Raw genomic sequence first — 17,508 nt, 5'->3', positions numbered from 1 at the left:
TTCATCACTTAACCAACTCCCGTCAGCCATTGGGCAATACTGTACATAAACTGGTTTGTCGGAAAGTTTGAATTCCTTCGTCAGGGCAATCATATTGTCTGATAAATTAAGGAATGTCTCTCTTTGAGCATCAACCGTTCTCGCTTCTGAAATGGCAGAAGCATCTTTTCTTAGAATATTAAGGTTTCCTTCTGAAACTAATTTATAATCAATAGTAGAAGCTGTTTTAATGAATTCTGTAGCAGCTTTTGAAGTTTGATCTGCATCATCAGAAGCTAAAGCCGACTTGATGGCAATATAATTCTGATATAGTTTTGAAACCTGAGCGTCTTTTTTAGACTGTGCAGAAAGTGAAATAATTGAGAATAAAGATAAGGCTGCTGTAATGATATACTTTTTCATTGTTTTAAATTTTAGAATTAATTTTTAATAGAGAATAAGGTAACGCACAGGTAATGCGTCAGGACGTGTCGCCTGTAACGATGTTATCATAACACCGAAAACGACGGACGGATTCTAAATTCTAAAATTACAATGATTGATATAGATTGGAACCGGTTTGTATTCCGGTGGTGCATTGATCTGAATCTGAGTGAATTTGGTCGCCGAAAAAGATCTGTCTACAAAAGCAAACTGGTGTGTTACAGGAATCTCTGAAATCTGTCCTAAAAAATCAATGTTCAGCAGATCAGACTTTTGAGAGTCAGCTACCTTTACAACTTTGATCTCTGTCTTGCAGCATCCCTTTTTATCCTTAACGCCACATTTGCCACAAATATCATCAACTTTCTGGCTTACAGAAACGAATTCTTTCATACAGTAATGAATGCTAAATGCCGCTCCGGAAGAGAATCCGAAGTAGAAAATAGAAAACAGTATGGCAAGAATCTTTTTCATTATGGAGACAAAGTTAAAAATATTAGGGAAACCGTTGTTATAAAATTTTGTATTGTTGTTATAAAATTCTGGTTAATAAAAAATCCTCTGAAAAATATTCAGAGGATTTTTGTTTTATATGCTCATCGCAGAGTAAGCAGATTTTATAGTTTGAATTCTAGTTTCACATTGAAGAAACGTCCTGTAAGACGTACCGGAACCGGATACATATAATTGGTATTGTAATCCGTAATCCATTGATTAGCCACAGTATTATTGATATTAAACGCGTTGAAAACCTGTACGCCTAATGATAGCTCCTGGAAATTCCCCCAAAAGCCGGATCTCTTATTCTTATCTTTTGGATCAATAAAAACTTTTGTTAATCCAATATCTACCCTTTTGTAAGCAGGCAATGTTTTCTGATAACTGTATGCTGAATTAAAATCCGGCTGTCCATTATCATTAAACATCACAGGAGATCCTGTTGGTAATCCCATTGCATACACCAAAGTAAGATTTACCCTCATGGATGGGAACTGCGGCATATAATCCTGATAGAACATGGCCACTCTGAACCTCTGATCTGTTGGCCTTGGGATATCTCCTCTTCCATCAATATTTTCATACACCCTCGCATAACTTGCAGACAACCATGAATCTACTCCCGGAACAAACTCACCAAATAATCTGGTATCAATTCCATAGGCGTATCCTTTAGCATTGTTCTGCCCTGAGTAACGGATTCTCACATTATCCATATAATATGGAATCAGGTTATCCATTTTCTTGTAATAAAGTTCCGTTGTTAATTTAAACGGCCTGTCATACATATAGAACTCATAGTCATTGGAGAGGATGGCCTGGATAGATCTTTGTGACTTGATATTCGGGTTGAAATTTCCGTCAAGGTCTTTAATTTCCTTATAAAAAGGAGACTGATAATAGATCCCTCCACTAAGTTTGAACAACATATCCGAATCCCAGTCAGGCTTTATGGCAAACTGAACCCTTGGTGAGAATATGGTTTCTTTATTGAAACTCCAGTTAGAAACTCTTACACCAGCATTTAAAAATACCTTACTTGCTCCCCAGTAAAATTTCTGGGAATATTGAGCATAAGCAGATAATCTGGTGGGCTCTATATTATTTTTTCCTGCAATATAATAGAACATTCGGAGATCACCTGTTGTAGTTCCTGATCTAGGATCAATTACTTCCGGTCTTGGAAGGCTGTATCCGGCAGAATCTACCAGTTTCCATTCATTGGTAAGATCTTTAAGATTTTCTTTTTCATATTTGAACCCAACTTCAATATCCGTATTGACATTGGGAGAAAACTTTGCTCTAAGCTGAGTTCCGTAAGTTCTTACAAATAAATCATTTCTGGCATGTTCCGTCTGTCCTCCCACATCATAACTGGAAACAGGTTCCTTTGTTATTGGGTCAAATGTCTGCAGCTCATATTCTGAACGGATGGTGTAATATTCTCTTTCCCTGTTCTGATAAGCAAAAGCATCCATGGTAAGCTTCCAGTTATCAGCAGGTTTATAGTTCATAGAAAATGTACCCATCATATTTTTATACTGGTCATTTTCCTTACCACCATAGCCTATGTTTACGGTGATAGGCTGCTGAAGACTTCCGAAAGTTACACTTTTGGCTTTAGGAATCATCTCATAATCATTCTTGGAATAATATCCGATGAATGACATGGAAAGCTTATCATTAACGTGATAATTCAGATAAGACTGAAAATCCCAATATGTAGGATTAAAGTCTGTATCTTCTTTTAAAGTGTTAAGAACAAGATTGGTATTTCTGTATCTCCCTGAAAATAATGCGGTAAACTTCTTATTTTTTGAAGCCAAACCAGTGGTCAGTCTCCCTCCTATTAAACTTGCTTCACCGGAAACCTCAAATTTTTCAGGCTCACGGTAATAGATATTTAAAGCAGAGGACATTTTATCACCATATTTAGCTTCAAAGCCTCCTGCAGAGAAGTTCACTGCTGACACCATATCCGGGTTAATGATACTCATCCCTTCCTGCTGAGAGTTTCTGATCAGGAAAGGTCTGTAAATTTCAATATCATTAATATAGATAAGGTTTTCGTCATAGTTTCCACCACGTACCATATATTGGGAAGACAGCTCAGTATTGGAGTTTACGGAAGGGAGTGTTTTAATCAATCCTTCAATTCCACCACTGATAGAAGCTACTGCTTTCGCTTCTTTTGCAGAAATTCTTACATTGGTAAGGTCATTGGTTTTTCCTGTTGTTTTTTTCTGGAACACAACTTCCTCTATATCGGTCACTCTAGTGGTTGCCGTATCCTTTTTTCTTTGTTGGGAGAAAATCAGAACAGGGACCATAAGGCTTAGCGGTAAAACTAGTTTTTTCAAAAGAAATATTTTAGAATTTCTAAAATTAATGTTTTTTTAACAATTACAAAATCGATTCTCTAATTCTTATTAATTTTTGTAATAACTCTTCTAATAAATCAAGCCTTAACATGTTGGCGCCATCAGATAGTGCTGTTTCCGGAGTTGGATGAGTTTCGATAAAAATTCCGTCTGCTCCTACTGCAATTCCCGCCTTAGCAATGGTTTCAATAAGATCTGGTCTTCCTCCTGTTACTCCAGAACTCTGGTTAGGCTGTTGTAATGAATGGGTAACATCCAGAATGACAGGCGCATATTCTCTCATGGTAGGAATTCCTCTGTAGTCTACGATCAGATCTGTATATCCGAAAGAATTTCCTCTTTCAATGATCGCCACTTTCTGGTTATCAGAATCTGTAACCTTCTGTACTGCAAACTTCATCGCTTCCGGTGAAAGGAACTGACCTTTTTTCAAGGTAACACATTTTCCTGTTTTGGCAGCAGCAACCAATAGATCTGTCTGACGAACAAGGAATGCCGGGATCTGAAGAACATCTACATATTGTGCGGCTAATGCAGCATGTTCATTTTCGTGAATATCTGTAGTTGTAGGAATATTGAATGTTTCTCCTACTTTTTTAAGAATTTCAAGTGATTTCTCTTCTCCAATGGTTGTAAAAGAGTCTACACGACTTCTGTTAGCCTTTTTGAAACTCCCTTTAAAAATATAAGGAATATTATATTTGTCTGTAATGTTGATTACTTTTTCAGCAATTCTAAGTGCCATATCTTCTCCTTCAATAATACAAGGTCCTGCAATAAGGAAAAAGTTCTTTGAATCTTTGTGCTGAATATTATCTAAATACTGAATCATTTTGTTGTTATTAAAAAGTTCAGTAAAAATACTGAGAAAGTTTCAGACTTGGAAATTATTTGGGGAGAGAGTGTGGTTTTAGAGTTTTAGAGAAAATAATTGCTGTATTTTGATTAGGCTATATTTTATTGATTAAGTTTTGATTAAATTTCTGAGGAAAATTGGATGATAAAATGTTTTTGTATTTCAACACTTAGTTTGTCATTCTGAAAGAATCTAAACATCGTATGTTAAAATCTAAGGCTAGATTCCTGACGGAATGACAACAGCTATGTTATCAACTAAATACACAATAGTTTTATCTCCCACAGATTTTACGGATTTACACAGATTTTTTATGTGAGGCAAGGATGAGATTGCTTCGTTGTGGCAGGAATTGTGATATTTGTGAAATTATTTGTGGGATTTGTGTTTTAATTTTAAGTTTTGGCTAAAGCCAATGGAATTTGGATAAAAAAAGAACGGGCTAAAGCCCGTTCCTATTGAATTTTTATATTGTAGAGATAACAACTACTACTCCATTTTTTTCAAAATCTTCTCAAACGTATTCACATTCCTGCTGGTCATCTGATCTTTAAGACTTTTCTTTCCCAGGACTTTTCCAAAAGTAGAATCTAATGTATTTCCTTTGGGAACCTGCCAGTAGAATATATTATTAACAATTTCAGCCTTTTCATTTTCTGCCTGGGAAGCTTTTTGAAATTCTTCCATTAGAACATTCTCCACACCAGGCATTCCGACGAACCCATAAATATGAAAATCTTCATTCTTTTCAAAAGGAATACTGTTCCAGAAAACAGCTGTATCTTCATGAGACTTTACGAACAAAAAAGCATCATAGGAAAAATGTTCCGACATGGCTTTTTCAAGAATTATTTTTAATTCTTCAGCATTTTTATCAGAAGAAAAAACAATATTTCCGGAAGCTAATATGGAAACCACATCTTTCATTCCCGCCTCTTTAAAAACCTGACAGACATCTGCCATTTTCATGTTGGTTCCTTTTACATTGACACCGCGGAGAAAAGCACAATATTTCATAAGTTAGGTATTAGGTTTTTGGATAATAGGTTGAAGGAATCTATGTTTTAGTGTTCTAGTAATTTATTTTAATCAACTCTGATATACAAATTATAATCTGTTCCGGAAGGCTTAAGGTTATAGATTTTTTCCAGTATTTTATTATCACTTTTAAGGTGATCTTTCACTCTGAATTCTTTCAATAGTTTATAATGAGATTGGTAATAATCTGCATTCTTTCCTTCATATAAATTCTGGTAGGAAAGCAGATATTTGGGTTTTCTGTTTTTAACCGTGTTGATCCAGTAATTCGTCTTATCTTTTTTAATTTCTTCCTGAATCTGTTTGTCAACCAATCCCACTTCATCAATGGTCTTTAGCCCTGAAAAATAAGGCACATATCCCGCAGGTTCCAGTAAAATCCACTGATTTTTATCCTTTTCATATTTGTTTAGGAACAATCCAATCGTTCTTCTATAGTTCCATTCGCCATTTCCGGTGGCAATAGAATGAATAGTTTGAAAGGCTAACATAGGAACAATATAGAATACAACAAGCAATGATAACCATAAGTTTCTTCTCTCCTTCTGCTCCAATACAAAAATAAAAACCGGAACAAAAAGCAGAAGCTGCGGCACCCAGTAATACCAGTCGAATAAGCTTTTTTGAGAGATAAAAATAATCTGCTTTATCCACCCGAAAATAAAGATCATCCACAGGAAATAATTTCTCTTTTCTCTTTGACGGATAAGATAAATAAAGCAAAGTAATTCAAAAATAAGAACAACCACTGTGATTGGATTAAATGCTCCCGGAACCTTCAGCATTCCCCAAAAATTTCCAAAACTTACAAGGAAATAATTAAGATGTTCTGCGAAAGTTAATTGCTGTTCGTAAAGTAACTTTTTTGCAGTAATGGTGTTATTTACAACTTCTCCAAAATAGAACCAATTGAAAGCAACAGTGGCCAGGATTCCTAAAATTCCACCAAAAATATAGTTCCATCTGATTTTTTTGTTCCAGAAAAGGTCAACAAGAAATACAATTCCAAGGAAAATAACGGTATCAATTCTGGTAAACATGATCAGAATTGGCAGAATTGTCAATACCCATTTTTTCCCTTTGTGGAAGCCATAATACAACAAGGACATTTCCAGGAAAAACAGGATTCCATACTCCATTCCCAGAATTGAAATTTTAATAGCCGGTGGTAAAATTCCAATTAAAAAAATGAAAACAGCTTTATGCCAAGGGTTTTTAAGAAGCAGATGTGATAAAAACAGTGTTCCTATTGTGAACAGGATCGAATTAAAAATCAAAAGGGGTTCTATAAAATTTTCTTTCCCAAAGATGAGATTGAAAATATAAGACACAAAAACATACAAATGAGTAGTAGAAGCTGAAATTTTAGTATCACCATTAAAGCCAATCACTCCGTAATCCAACAGATTCTGAGCTACCCTCCAGGTAATGAAAGCATCTTCCTGAATATAATGCGTCAATAAAAAAAGTAGTTTAAAAATAACCGTAACGATTACGGCATAGATTGGGAACCTGCTATTCTGTGTTTCAGCCATTATGCATTTTTAATCCCACAAATATAATCTTAAAATTCATGATTGTCAATAACAAAAAAAACGGAACCGAAGTTCCGTTTAAAAAAAATATTTTATTGTGTTGCTTTGATTATTGCTGAAGTAATCTGATTTTCTTTTTCCTTAGAATAAGTAGAATCGAAAGGCTCCATTACATCAAATAAATATTGGTAGAATGGGGTGATTGTTTGAACATCTTCAGATTCTTTCATTGCTTTTTCTTTCCCCATCTGTTGAAGTTCTTTCACAAAAGCATTGAATTTTTTATCAATCGGCTCAATGGATTTTACCAGATAAGCATATGCTTTTTCTTTTTGTCCAATCTTCATATAAGCATCTGTAACCGCTGATACTACAAGAGAATATTCCATTGGTTTTGTTCTCATCTGTCTTCTTACATAGCTTTGATCTGCTTTGGAAAGACTTAAGTAATAGTCATACTCATCAAAGATTCCTTTTTTAAGTACTTCTGCCAGCTGTAATCCTTTTTGTTCCTGTCCTGCGATAATATATCCGGTTACAATTGAGCTTAATGAACGTGGATCATTATACTTCTCAGCCGGAATTTCTTTGGCTGCAAGATCCAGGATTTCTAAAGCTTTTGCTTTCTGTCCGCTTAATGCCAATGCTGAAGCTGCTCTGCTTGCAGACATTCTGTAGCTGATGATGTTAGACGTTGCAGTTTCATCAAAATGAGCATTCAGATCTTTAAAGTTACCCCATCTGAAGTTTTTCACCACATTATAAAGATTGTTGGCATCTACTCTTCCCATATCTCCGTCTGCTGATGGTAAAGTTTGAAATGGGATCAGTCTGTAGCTGAATCCGTCAAACTGAAGATAATCGTTAAGATAGAAAATATTTTCACTGTCATAAATTCCTCCTGAAGAGAAGTTAATCGGACGTTTCCAATCGAAGTTCGCCAATAAATCCATTAAAATCAGGTTGTTTTTATACAATGTATTTCCTTTGTAAGTAATCATGATCTGATTCGCAACATTCGGAAGATCTGCCTGGTTGATAATTCCTGCTTTTAAAGCATTTTCTTTATTTACAGGTAGAATAAATTTGTTTACCGGAAGAATATTATACTTTTCATATTTCTCTTCTCCGAAGTACATTTTCAATAATTGATCTTTTTCAGGAGATTTGAATTTGATAAACTTGATGGCATCTTTCAGGGTTAAAGAATCCTGTGTAAGATACTTTCTGAAGTCTTTAAATTCTGTATCCGGAACACCTTGTTCTTTCAGCATATTGAAAACTCCTTCCCAGTCTTCCTTCTTCATCATATAGATCTGGTCATTTACTCCATCTCTGTAATCCTCGTGAGTCAGTTCACTTGGAATTCCCATGGCGTTGTAAGTTCTTCTCTTTATCTGATCAAGGTTCCACGGTGTTGAAGCAAGCGTAAAGTTAACCACTTTTACATCATCCCTGAATCTTTCCGTTTCCTGGATAGCCCAAACCGGATATGTATCATTATCTCCATACACGAATAAAATATCGTTCTTCGGTAATGATTTTAATACTGAATATGCATAATCATAAGCCGTATATCTGTTGCTTCTGTTGTGAACATTATAGTTCTGGAAGCCCATCATGAAAGGAACTCCTAACAGAATAACTCCCAATGCAATATTAGCCCCATTAGATTTGATCTTAGATTGTAAGAACCATAAAATAGCTCCTGCACCCAATCCAATCCAGATGGCAAACGCATAGAACGAACCTACCATTGCATAATCTCTTTCTCTTGGTTCAAAAGGTTTTACCCCTGTGTAGAAAATAATCCCAACACTTGTAATAATGAATAATGACAATAAAGCGTAGAATCTTCCAAAGTCTCTGTTCAGTTGGAAAAAGAATCCGATTAATCCCAGAATTAATGGCAGGAAGAAGAACTTCACCGTACTTTCATTCTTGAATTTAGCAGGCATCTTATCCTGATTTCCTACATTTATATTATCAATAAAAGGTATTCCGGAAATCCAGTTTCCCTTTGTGCTTTCCATGTTTCCTTCAAGATCATTCTGTCTTCCAACATAGTTCCACAACAGGTATCTCACAAAGTAATATCCGTTCTGGAAAGAAATAAAATAATCCATGTTCTGAAGGAAAGAAGGCTTCTGAACATTAATAAGGTTATAAGGTTTTACCTTTAAATAATCTGCAGCCGTAATAGATTTATCATCATATTTAGCTCTCAGTTCATCAAAAATTTGCTTAGCCTGAGGGTTATCTGCCACATCTTCGTTTGCATAATTGAATGTAAAATCAGGAGCTCCATACATTGAAATGTAATTAGACATTACATCTTTATCCTCATTAAACATTCTCGGCATTAAGCTCACCTGAGACTTATTGAAAACATAATTGAAACGGTCTCCTGTTTTTCTGTAAGTTCCGGTTTTCTCATCTTTTTCGTAGATTTCTCCGGTCTTTTTTGTTTTGAAGCTTCCGTCTTCATTCTTTTCAATTCCATTCGCATCAAGGAAAGCGGTATAGTTCTGTCCGTAGATCGTTGGCCAGTCACCATATTGTTCCCTGTTATAGTAATCCAACATACCAATTGCTGTATCCGGATCGTTAAGGTTCATCGGTGGATTTGCATTTGCTCTGATCGGAATTACCATCCAGCAAGAGAATCCAATAATCATATACACAGCAGATAAAGCAATAGTCTGATACAGATTCTTTTTCGTTTTTCTGGCATATTTGATTAAGAAATAGCTAATTGCCACCATGATAATGAAGGCTGCAATTGTTCCTGAGTGGAAAGGAAGGTTAAGGCCATTCACAAAGAAAATCTCCAGTCTTCCGAACATCGTCATAATTAACGGGAAGATAATTTTGAAGACTATGCTCAGGATTAACAGCGTAATAAGGTTTGCCCAGATAAAGTTTTTCCAGGTAAACTTATAGTTTCTTGCATAATATACAAGACATACCATAGGAGTTGCCAGCATACACATCATATGTACCCCAACGGAAAGTCCTAAAACGAAGAAAATAAGGATAATCCATCTCTCACTGTCTGCTGCCTGATACTCATTTTCCCATTTCGTAATCAACCAGACCAAAAGCGCGATAAACATAGAAGCCATTGAGTAAACCTCTCCTTCTACTGCTGAGAACCAGAACGTATCCGAGAAAGTGAAACACAATGCTCCTACCGCTCCGGCAAATAAAATAGAGATTTCCTGATGTTTTGTAATTTCTTCAAAATCTTTGTTCAGCAATCTTCTCACAAAATGAGTGATCGTCCAGAACAAAAATAAAATAGTCAGCGCACTGAACAATGCAGACATCGCGTTGATTACGATGGAGTAATTTTCGCCTTTCCCTAATGCAAAAATGGCTGCCACGGCACCCACTATCTGAAATAAAGCCGCTCCCGGAGCGTGCGTTACTTCAAGTTTTACTGCAGAAGAAATGTACTCCCCACAATCCCAAAAACTGAAATTGGGTTCTATTGTGGACAAGTACGTGAAAAACGCAATGACGAAAATCACCCATCCTAAAACGGTGTTCCATTGCCTAAAAGTCCAATTTTTCATAGTATTAAATCAATTATGCGAAAATAAGGCTTTTATATTATTTTATATTGTTTTTAACAAAATTTAAAAATTTGGCGCAAAATTTGCGATTAAACTCCTGCTAGTACTGTAAACAGGAAAATATATTTTTACAAAACGATGCCCTAGAAATCAAACAAAAGTTTAGTAATTATTTATTTTTTTGTATTTTTGCAGTCAGATTTTTATTGAAAATAACAAATAATGAGTAATGTTTACGATAATATTCTTGGCCTAATAGGACATACTCCTATGGTGAAGCTAAATACTGTTACAAAAGATATTCCAGCAACCGTTTATGCCAAGTTAGAATCATATAATCCTGGACATTCCACCAAAGACCGAATCGCACTTCATATTATAGAGAACGCAGAGAAAAAAGGCTTATTGAAAGAGGATTCCGTAGTTGTAGAAACAACATCTGGAAACACTGGGTTTTCTATTGCAATGGTATGTATCATTAAGGGATATAAATGTATTCTCGCGGTAAGCGACAAAACAAAACCTGAAAAGATAGCTTATCTCAAAGCTTTAGGCGCTACTGTATATATATGTCCTGCCAATGTACCGGCGGATGATCCTAGATCTTATTATGAAGTAGCGAAAAGAATCGCTTTGGAAACTCCCAATTCTATTTACATCAATCAGTACTTTAATGAACTGAATATTGATGCCCATTACCAGACTACAGGCCCTGAGATCTGGGAACAGACAGAAGGTAAGATCACTCACCTTTTTGCCTGCACCGGAACAGGAGGTACCTTATCTGGTTCAGCAAAGTTTTTGAAGGAGAAGAACCCGAATATTAAAATTATTGGGGTGGATGCAGATGGTTCTATATTAAAAAGCTATCACGAGACAGGTGAGATTCACAAGGAAGATGTACATCCTTATCAGATTGAGGGAATGGGAAAAAATTTGATCCCTTCTGCTCTTCTTTTCGATAAGGTAGATGAGTTTGTAAGAGTAAATGATGAAATGGCTGCGTACAGAACCCGTGAGATTGCCTTAAAAGAAGCAATTATGGGAGGTTATACTACAGGAGCTGTGACTCAGGGGCTAATGCAATATGCCAATTCCCATGAATTAACCGAAAATGATGTGGTTGTTTTAATCTATCCTGACCACGGTTCAAGATACATCACTAAAGTATACAGTGATAAATGGATGGCCGAACAGGGATTTGTTAACAACTGTGTCCACAACTATGATGAAGTTTTCAAGACTGAATTCATCAAATAGAAATAAAATAAAATCACGATACAATAAAGCCTTTTGCGTATTCTACAAGAAAGGCTTTTTTACTTAAAAATTACGATACAATGTTGGATATTTTTGAAAGAATAAAAGAAAATCCAGGACCTCTTGGACAATTTGCAGATTACGGAGAAGGATATTTTATTTTCCCGAGACTAGAGGGACCTATCGGCCCGAGAATGCAGTTTCAGGATAGAGAAGTAATTTTCTGGAGTGCCAATGATTATTTAGGATTATGTAATCATCCTGAAGTAATAGAAGCAGATGCAAAGGCGGCTGCAGAATATGGAATGTTCTATCCAATGGGTGCAAGAGCGATGTCTGGAGAAACAGATCAGCACCTTCAGTTGGAAAGAGAATTGGCAGACTTCGTACAAAAAGAATCAGCATATTTATTGAATTTCGGTTACCAGGGAATGGTTTCTACCATTGATGCTTTGGTAAGCAGAAATGATGTGATCGTTTATGATATGGATTCTCATGCCTGCATCGTGGATGGAGTAAGACTTCATTCAGGTAAAAGATTTACCTATAAGCACAACGATATGGAGAGTCTTGAAAAAAACCTTCAGAGAGCTACTAAAGTGGCAGAAGAAACAGGAGGAGGAATCCTTGTGATTACTGAAGGGGTTTTCGGAATGAGAGGCCAGCAGGGAAAAATTAAAGAAATCTGCGAACTTAAATCAAAATATCAGTTCAGACTTTTAGTTGATGATGCTCATGGTTTCGGAACATTAGGTAAAACAGGTGCCGGAGTTGGAGAGGAACAAAACTGTAATGATCAGATTGATGTATATTTCTCTACTTTTGCAAAATCAATGGCTGGTTTCGGAGCATTCCTTGCGGGTGACAAAGAAATCATCAGATACCTGAAATTCAACCTAAGATCACAAATCTTCGCAAAATCTCTTACGATGCCAATGGTAATCGGAGGATTAAAGAGATTAGAGCTATTGAGATCAAGACCTGAGATCAAAGCTAAACTTTGGGAAAATGTAGGTAAACTACAGAATGGATTAAAAGAAAGAGGATTCAACATTGGTGATACCAACACTTGTGTAACTCCGGTAATGATGCAGGGAACTCCTGTAGAAGCTACTCTATTGGTAAAAGATCTTAGAGAAAATTACGGGATCTTTACTTCAGTAGTGGTATATCCGGTAATTCCGAAGGGAATGATTCTTTTAAGATTAATTCCTACCGCTTCTCATACAGATGCAGAAATTAATGAAACTCTGGCAGCATTTGAAGCAATTCACGATAAACTGGTAAGTGGTTACTATAAAGAGCAGGAGCAAATATTACTGCAGGAACAAGGATTAAGTTTTAAACCGATCTAATCTTTAACAAAATAAAAAAAACCACTGATCTGTATGGATTCAGTGGTTTTTTATTTTAAAAACTATAACTATACAATGCAAATAAAACTTAGGGGGTATTTATTGGGTATTTTGTCATCGATTTCATACGGATTGATTCCGATCTTTATCCTGCCGATCAAACAGGCTCGTTTTTCAATGGATATTACATTGTTTTACCGATTTTTCTTTTCGGCTCTCATGGTTGGAATCTATCTCATCTATTCCAAACAAAATTTCAGAATTAATAAAAAAGAAGCCTTGATATTAGCCATTCTTGGAATTTGCTATGCCCTTTCCTCTGAATTTCTTTTTATAGGATATGATTTTCTCACTCCAGGAATTGCCTCTACAGTTCTTTTCATTTATCCGGTGATTGTTGCGTTGATCATGTTCTTCTTTTATAAGGAAAAACTCAACAGATTATCTGTTGTTTCGTTATTTCTTGCCTTTGCAGGAGTGATTGTTTTATGCCTGAAGGGAAACGGCTTTGAAATTAATTTTGCAGGATTGGGAATTGTGATGCTCAGTTCGTTATTTTATGCATTGTATATGGTGATCGTCAACAAATCAAAACTGAAAGTTTCAGGATTTAAACTTACCTTCTACTCTATGCTTTTTACATCTTTGTTCTTTATGAGTAAGTCGGTTATTGGGCAGCAATCATTTGCCATTCCTTCGATGACTATTCTTGTTAACTTTCTTATTTTTGCTTTCCTTACCACGGTTATTTCCAGTTTATGTCTGGTATATGCCATTAAAAGTATTGGTTCTACACCGGTTGCTATTTTAGGGGCATTGGAACCTGTGGTTGCCGTAATGGTAAGCGTATTTATGTTTAATGAAAAGTTTACCACCAACTTATTGATTGGAATTACTCTAATTCTACTGGGCGTTACCCTGAATGTTATTTCAGACCGGAAAAATACAGCTCACGCTTAATATTTAAAAATTATGAAGGCATTACAATCCTTTACAAAGGAGCAATTATATGCTTATCTTGAAAGTCAATCAGGACATTTTTATTCTACAGTTTCATCTGCTCTGGACTTTACTCTGTTTGGAGATCAGTCTTTGCATGAAGAAGATCTTTCAGAGTTTCTTGAAATGCTGGATCGGGAAACAGCAGAAAAAATAAAAGTGGCAGCATTACAATCGGATGATAATGAGCAGCCTACAATTATCCTTGCAGAACATGAGGACTCAACCTCTCTTGACCTGGTAACTGAAGATGGTGAAGGATATAAAGTGATTTTATTTGATAAAAGCATCAATCTTTCAGGAACTCTCTTTATTGAGGACTATATTATCCTTATTGTTATTGGAAATATAGAGGCAGAAAATATAATTGTCAACGGTTCATTATACTGTACCGGTAACCTTTCCTGTGATGTATTGTTTGGAGCATCAGGAAATGATCACGAAACCTATTTTGGAGGAAATATTTCCTCAGTTCTTATTGCTGAAAACGGACATTATACAGTTGCTGAAGGCAGTATTCATTCAAAATATTTAATAAGTCTCCACAACGTAATAGAAGCAAAAGCAGGAAGGATTATTGAAAATATAACTCTAGATGGTTCTAATGAAGCAGAAGTTTTATGCCCTGAAATTTTAGATGAAAACGGATATTTTGAAGAAGAGTCTTTTCTTAATTTCATCAGTAATCATCCACCTGATTCAATATTTAAATAATTTTTTAAACGCAAATTTCTAATTATTCTAGTAGACAAGAAGAGCGCCTTTGTCTCTGAAAAAGCTTATGTCTATGTATTCGCTTAAAAAGAATCAATGAAATTGATTCCTAACTTTGCTCTCTTAAAAATAGATAGCATCTTTCATAAAACCTTTGCGTCAAAAAAATCTCAGCTACCATACTCCACTTTTCACAATAACTCAACTTATTTTATCTACGGTCATCTGTTAGACCTACGGAGAATTTTTATAAAAACACTTAGGAATTTTTAGACGCAAAGTTCTAATTATTCTAACGCTTTATTTCAGGAGGCAAAGAAGAGCGACTTTGTCGCTGAAAAAGCTCATGTCTATGTATTCGCTTAAAAAGAATCAATGAAATTGATTCCTAACTTTGCTCCCTAAAAATAGATAGCACCTTTCATAAAACCTTTACGTCAAAAAAATCTCCGCTATCATACTCCACTTTTCACAATAACTCAACTTATTTTATCTACGGTCATCTGTTAGACCTACGGAGAATTTTTTCAACACGATTTAAACCTGTCTATAATCAGAGTAAAAAATTTTTTTCTGAAAAAACTTTGGAATAACTTTGCAAAAAATTTCTGTTGAAAGACCTGCTTCTTATTACCCCGCCTTTTACTCAACTTAACACTCCTTACCCGGCAACAGCTTATATTAAAGGATTTTTAAATACTAAAAATATTTCCAGCTATCAGATGGACCTGGGAATAGATGTTATTTTGGAGTTATTTTCAAAAGGGGGATTGCAAAAGGTTTTCAATAAAGAAATTGATCTTCCGAATGCTTCTGAAAATACACAGAGAATTTATACATTAAGAGAGGAATATTTAAAAACCATCGATCAGGTGATCCCTTTTTTACAGGGGAAAAGCCCAACGCTGGCAAGGCAAATCTGCAGTATGAACTTTCTGCCGGAAGCTTCCCGTTTCAACCAATTGGATGATATGGAATTTGCTTTCGGAAATATGGGATTACAGGATAAGGCAAAACATTTGGTTACTTTATACCTGGAAGATATTTCAGATTATATTGTTGAAAATATTGATGCCGACTTCGGTTTCAGCAGATATGCTGAGCGTTTGGGAAAAAGTGCCAATTCCTTTGATGAACTGTATTCAAAATTATCGGACGAAGAAACCTTTATTGATGATTTCACGTTAACCATTCTTCGTGAAAAGCTGGAATCTGTACAACCTAAATTGGTTTGTTTTTCTATTCCTTTTCCGGGAAATCTATATTCAGCCTTCAGATCTGCTCAGTTTATCAAGAAAAATTTTCCACACATTAAAATTGCAATGGGTGGAGGCTTTCCCAATACTGAATTAAGGGAAATTAAAGATCAAAGGGTTTTCGAGTTTTTTGATTTTATAACTCTTGATGATGGAGAGCTTCCTCTTGAACTTCTTTGTGAAAATATCTGTTATTCCGAGCAAAATGAGGAACCTCAATACAAAAGGACTTTCTTATTGGAAAACCAGAAAGTCGTTTATAAGAATAATTCCAAAAGACACGATTATAAGCAGTCAGATATTGGTACTCCGGATTATACAGATTTAAAACTGGATCAATATATTTCAGTCATTGAAATTGCTAATCCAATGCACAGTTTGTGGAGCGACGGAAGATGGAATAAACTGACCATGGCTCACGGATGCTACTGGGGAAAATGTACTTTCTGTGATATTTCTTTAGATTACATTAAAATCTATGAACCTATCTCTGCCAAAATTCTGGTGGACAGAATGGAAGAGCTTATTAAAACAACGGGTGAAACCGGTTTCCATTTTGTAGACGAAGCCGCACCACCTGCTTTAATGAGAGAGGTTGCTCTTGAAATTCTCAGAAGAAATCTTGTAGTGACATGGTGGACCAATATCCGTTTTGAAAAAAGTTTCACCCGTGATTTATGCTATTTATTAAAACTGTCCGGATGCGTTGCCGTTTCCGGAGGTTTGGAAGTGGCAAGTGATCGTCTGTTGAAATTAATTGACAAAGGAATTTCCGTGGAACAAGTTGCTAAAGTAACAAGAAATTTTACTGAAGCCGGAATTATGATCCATGCTTATCTGATGTATGGCTACCCTACCCAAACTGTTCAGGAAACAATCGATTCTATGGAAATGGTTCGTCAGTTATTTGAAATGGGAATTCTACAAAGTGGGTTCTGGCATCAGTTTGCCATGACTGCCCATTCTCCTGTTGGATTGAACCCGGAAGAATTTGGAGTTACACCAATCAAACAGGAAATTCTGTTTGCTAATAATGATATTGATTTTACAGATAAAACGGGAATCAATCATGATAAATTTAGTACGGGATTAAAAAAATCTTTATTCAACTATATGCACGGAATTAATTTTGACCTTCCCCTTCAGGAATGGTTTGATTTTAAAATTCCAAGAACCACTATCCATCCCGATTATATTCATGACAGTTTATTGGAAGAGGAGGATTTTAAAATTAAAGGTAATTCAAAAGTTGTCTTTTTAACCAAAAACGTAATCGCTGAGAATCGCGTAAAAAATAAAAAGAAATATTCTGGTACATATACGCTTCTTACATTCCATCTAAAAACCAATATCATCAAGGTTGAAATGGAACAGGACAAAGCAGAATGGCTGATGAATATTTTGGAAGAACATTCTATTGACAATCAGAAAAAACCTACTGTTCAGCAACTTAAGAATCAGTTTGAAGAAAATTTTGAAGATTTTGAATTATTCTGGTTCTCAAAACCAATGCAGCAATTGAAAGAAAATGGAGTGATTTTGAGCTTGTAAAATTAATCTGTTTTTTCTCAGGGATTTTCAAATTAACAGGATTTTCTCAATATAAGGAATAAAA

General features: G+C 35.5%; 12 protein-coding genes. 5 read left to right on the top strand and 7 right to left on the bottom strand.

Annotated features, from left to right (window positions below; genetic code table 11):
- The 7 genes from BBH99_RS19395 to BBH99_RS19365 form a co-directional block, all read right to left on the bottom strand.
- The coding region (locus BBH99_RS19395; RefSeq protein WP_066699692.1) for a DUF3347 domain-containing protein at nucleotides 1-402 on the bottom strand (402 nt) is incomplete at its 3' end.
- A 114-nt stretch (nucleotides 403-516) separates the two neighbouring features.
- Nucleotides 517-897 (bottom strand): HYC_CC_PP family protein, encoded by a 381-nt coding sequence (locus BBH99_RS19390; RefSeq protein ID WP_066699690.1) that lies wholly within the window; start codon nucleotides 895-897, stop codon nucleotides 517-519.
- A gap of 143 nt (nucleotides 898-1,040) precedes the next feature.
- A complete protein-coding gene (locus BBH99_RS19385; protein ID WP_066699688.1) occupies nucleotides 1,041-3,281 on the bottom strand; it encodes a TonB-dependent receptor plug domain-containing protein in 2,241 nt (746 codons plus the stop codon).
- 43 nt (nucleotides 3,282-3,324) lie between these two features.
- Nucleotides 3,325-4,134 carry a 3-deoxy-8-phosphooctulonate synthase gene (kdsA, locus tag BBH99_RS19380; RefSeq protein WP_066699685.1) on the bottom strand — a complete coding sequence of 270 codons (810 nt, stop codon included), beginning with the start codon at nucleotides 4,132-4,134 and terminating at the stop codon, nucleotides 3,325-3,327.
- Between the two features lie 513 nt (nucleotides 4,135-4,647).
- Nucleotides 4,648-5,175 carry a DUF1697 domain-containing protein gene (locus BBH99_RS19375; protein ID WP_066699683.1) on the bottom strand — a complete coding sequence of 176 codons (528 nt, stop codon included), beginning with the start codon at nucleotides 5,173-5,175 and terminating at the stop codon, nucleotides 4,648-4,650.
- Nucleotides 5,176-5,243: 68 nt separating this feature from the next.
- Nucleotides 5,244-6,731: a hypothetical protein gene (locus tag BBH99_RS19370; RefSeq protein WP_066699681.1), complete on the bottom strand. Its 1,488-nt coding sequence runs from the start codon at nucleotides 6,729-6,731 to the stop codon at nucleotides 5,244-5,246.
- Nucleotides 6,732-6,823: 92 nt separating this feature from the next.
- A complete protein-coding gene (locus tag BBH99_RS19365; RefSeq protein ID WP_066699679.1) occupies nucleotides 6,824-10,309 on the bottom strand; it encodes a glycosyltransferase family 117 protein in 3,486 nt (1,161 codons plus the stop codon).
- 222 nt (nucleotides 10,310-10,531) lie between these two features.
- Between BBH99_RS19365 and BBH99_RS19360 the strand changes: the two genes are divergently transcribed.
- The 5 genes from BBH99_RS19360 to BBH99_RS19340 all read left to right on the top strand — a co-directional run bounded on the left by BBH99_RS19360 (nucleotide 10,532) and on the right by BBH99_RS19340 (nucleotide 17,444).
- Nucleotides 10,532-11,569 (top strand): PLP-dependent cysteine synthase family protein, encoded by a 1,038-nt coding sequence (locus BBH99_RS19360; protein WP_066699677.1) that lies wholly within the window; start codon nucleotides 10,532-10,534, stop codon nucleotides 11,567-11,569.
- An 83-nt stretch (nucleotides 11,570-11,652) separates the two neighbouring features.
- Nucleotides 11,653-12,924 (top strand): aminotransferase class I/II-fold pyridoxal phosphate-dependent enzyme, encoded by a 1,272-nt coding sequence (locus BBH99_RS19355; protein WP_185111107.1) that lies wholly within the window; start codon nucleotides 11,653-11,655, stop codon nucleotides 12,922-12,924.
- A 75-nt stretch (nucleotides 12,925-12,999) separates the two neighbouring features.
- Nucleotides 13,000-13,884 (top strand): DMT family transporter, encoded by an 885-nt coding sequence (locus BBH99_RS19350; RefSeq protein ID WP_066699694.1) that lies wholly within the window; start codon nucleotides 13,000-13,002, stop codon nucleotides 13,882-13,884.
- 12 nt (nucleotides 13,885-13,896) lie between these two features.
- On the top strand, nucleotides 13,897-14,637 hold the full coding sequence (locus BBH99_RS19345; protein WP_066699671.1) for a hypothetical protein: 741 nt from the start codon (nucleotides 13,897-13,899) through the stop codon (nucleotides 14,635-14,637).
- 611 nt (nucleotides 14,638-15,248) lie between these two features.
- The gene (locus BBH99_RS19340; RefSeq protein ID WP_066699669.1) at nucleotides 15,249-17,444 is read left to right on the top strand and encodes a B12-binding domain-containing radical SAM protein; all 2,196 of its coding nucleotides are present in this window, start codon (nucleotides 15,249-15,251) and stop codon (nucleotides 17,442-17,444) included.
- The last annotated feature ends 64 nt before the right edge of the window (nucleotides 17,445-17,508 follow it).

This window comes from Chryseobacterium contaminans (assembly GCF_001684955.1).
In the GTDB taxonomy this organism is placed as follows: domain Bacteria; phylum Bacteroidota; class Bacteroidia; order Flavobacteriales; family Weeksellaceae; genus Chryseobacterium; species Chryseobacterium contaminans.
Note: the sequence above shows the minus strand (reverse complement) of the source record. Positions and strands in the feature narration are given on the sequence as shown.

What these genes read in the sequence shown, in the direction of transcription:
- BBH99_RS19390 (WP_066699690.1), bottom strand. Translation starts at nt 897, where the DNA reads ATGAAAAAGATTCTTGCCATACTGTTTTCTATTTTCTACTTCGGATTC.
- kdsA (WP_066699685.1), bottom strand. Translation starts at nt 4,134, where the DNA reads ATGATTCAGTATTTAGATAATATTCAGCACAAAGATTCAAAGAACTTT.
- BBH99_RS19375 (WP_066699683.1), bottom strand. Translation starts at nt 5,175, where the DNA reads ATGAAATATTGTGCTTTTCTCCGCGGTGTCAATGTAAAAGGAACCAAC.
- BBH99_RS19370 (WP_066699681.1), bottom strand. Translation starts at nt 6,731, where the DNA reads ATGGCTGAAACACAGAATAGCAGGTTCCCAATCTATGCCGTAATCGTT.
- BBH99_RS19365 (WP_066699679.1), bottom strand. Translation starts at nt 10,309, where the DNA reads ATGAAAAATTGGACTTTTAGGCAATGGAACACCGTTTTAGGATGGGTG.
- BBH99_RS19360 (WP_066699677.1), top strand. Translation starts at nt 10,532, where the DNA reads ATGAGTAATGTTTACGATAATATTCTTGGCCTAATAGGACATACTCCT.
- BBH99_RS19350 (WP_066699694.1), top strand. Translation starts at nt 13,000, where the DNA reads ATGCAAATAAAACTTAGGGGGTATTTATTGGGTATTTTGTCATCGATT.
- BBH99_RS19345 (WP_066699671.1), top strand. Translation starts at nt 13,897, where the DNA reads ATGAAGGCATTACAATCCTTTACAAAGGAGCAATTATATGCTTATCTT.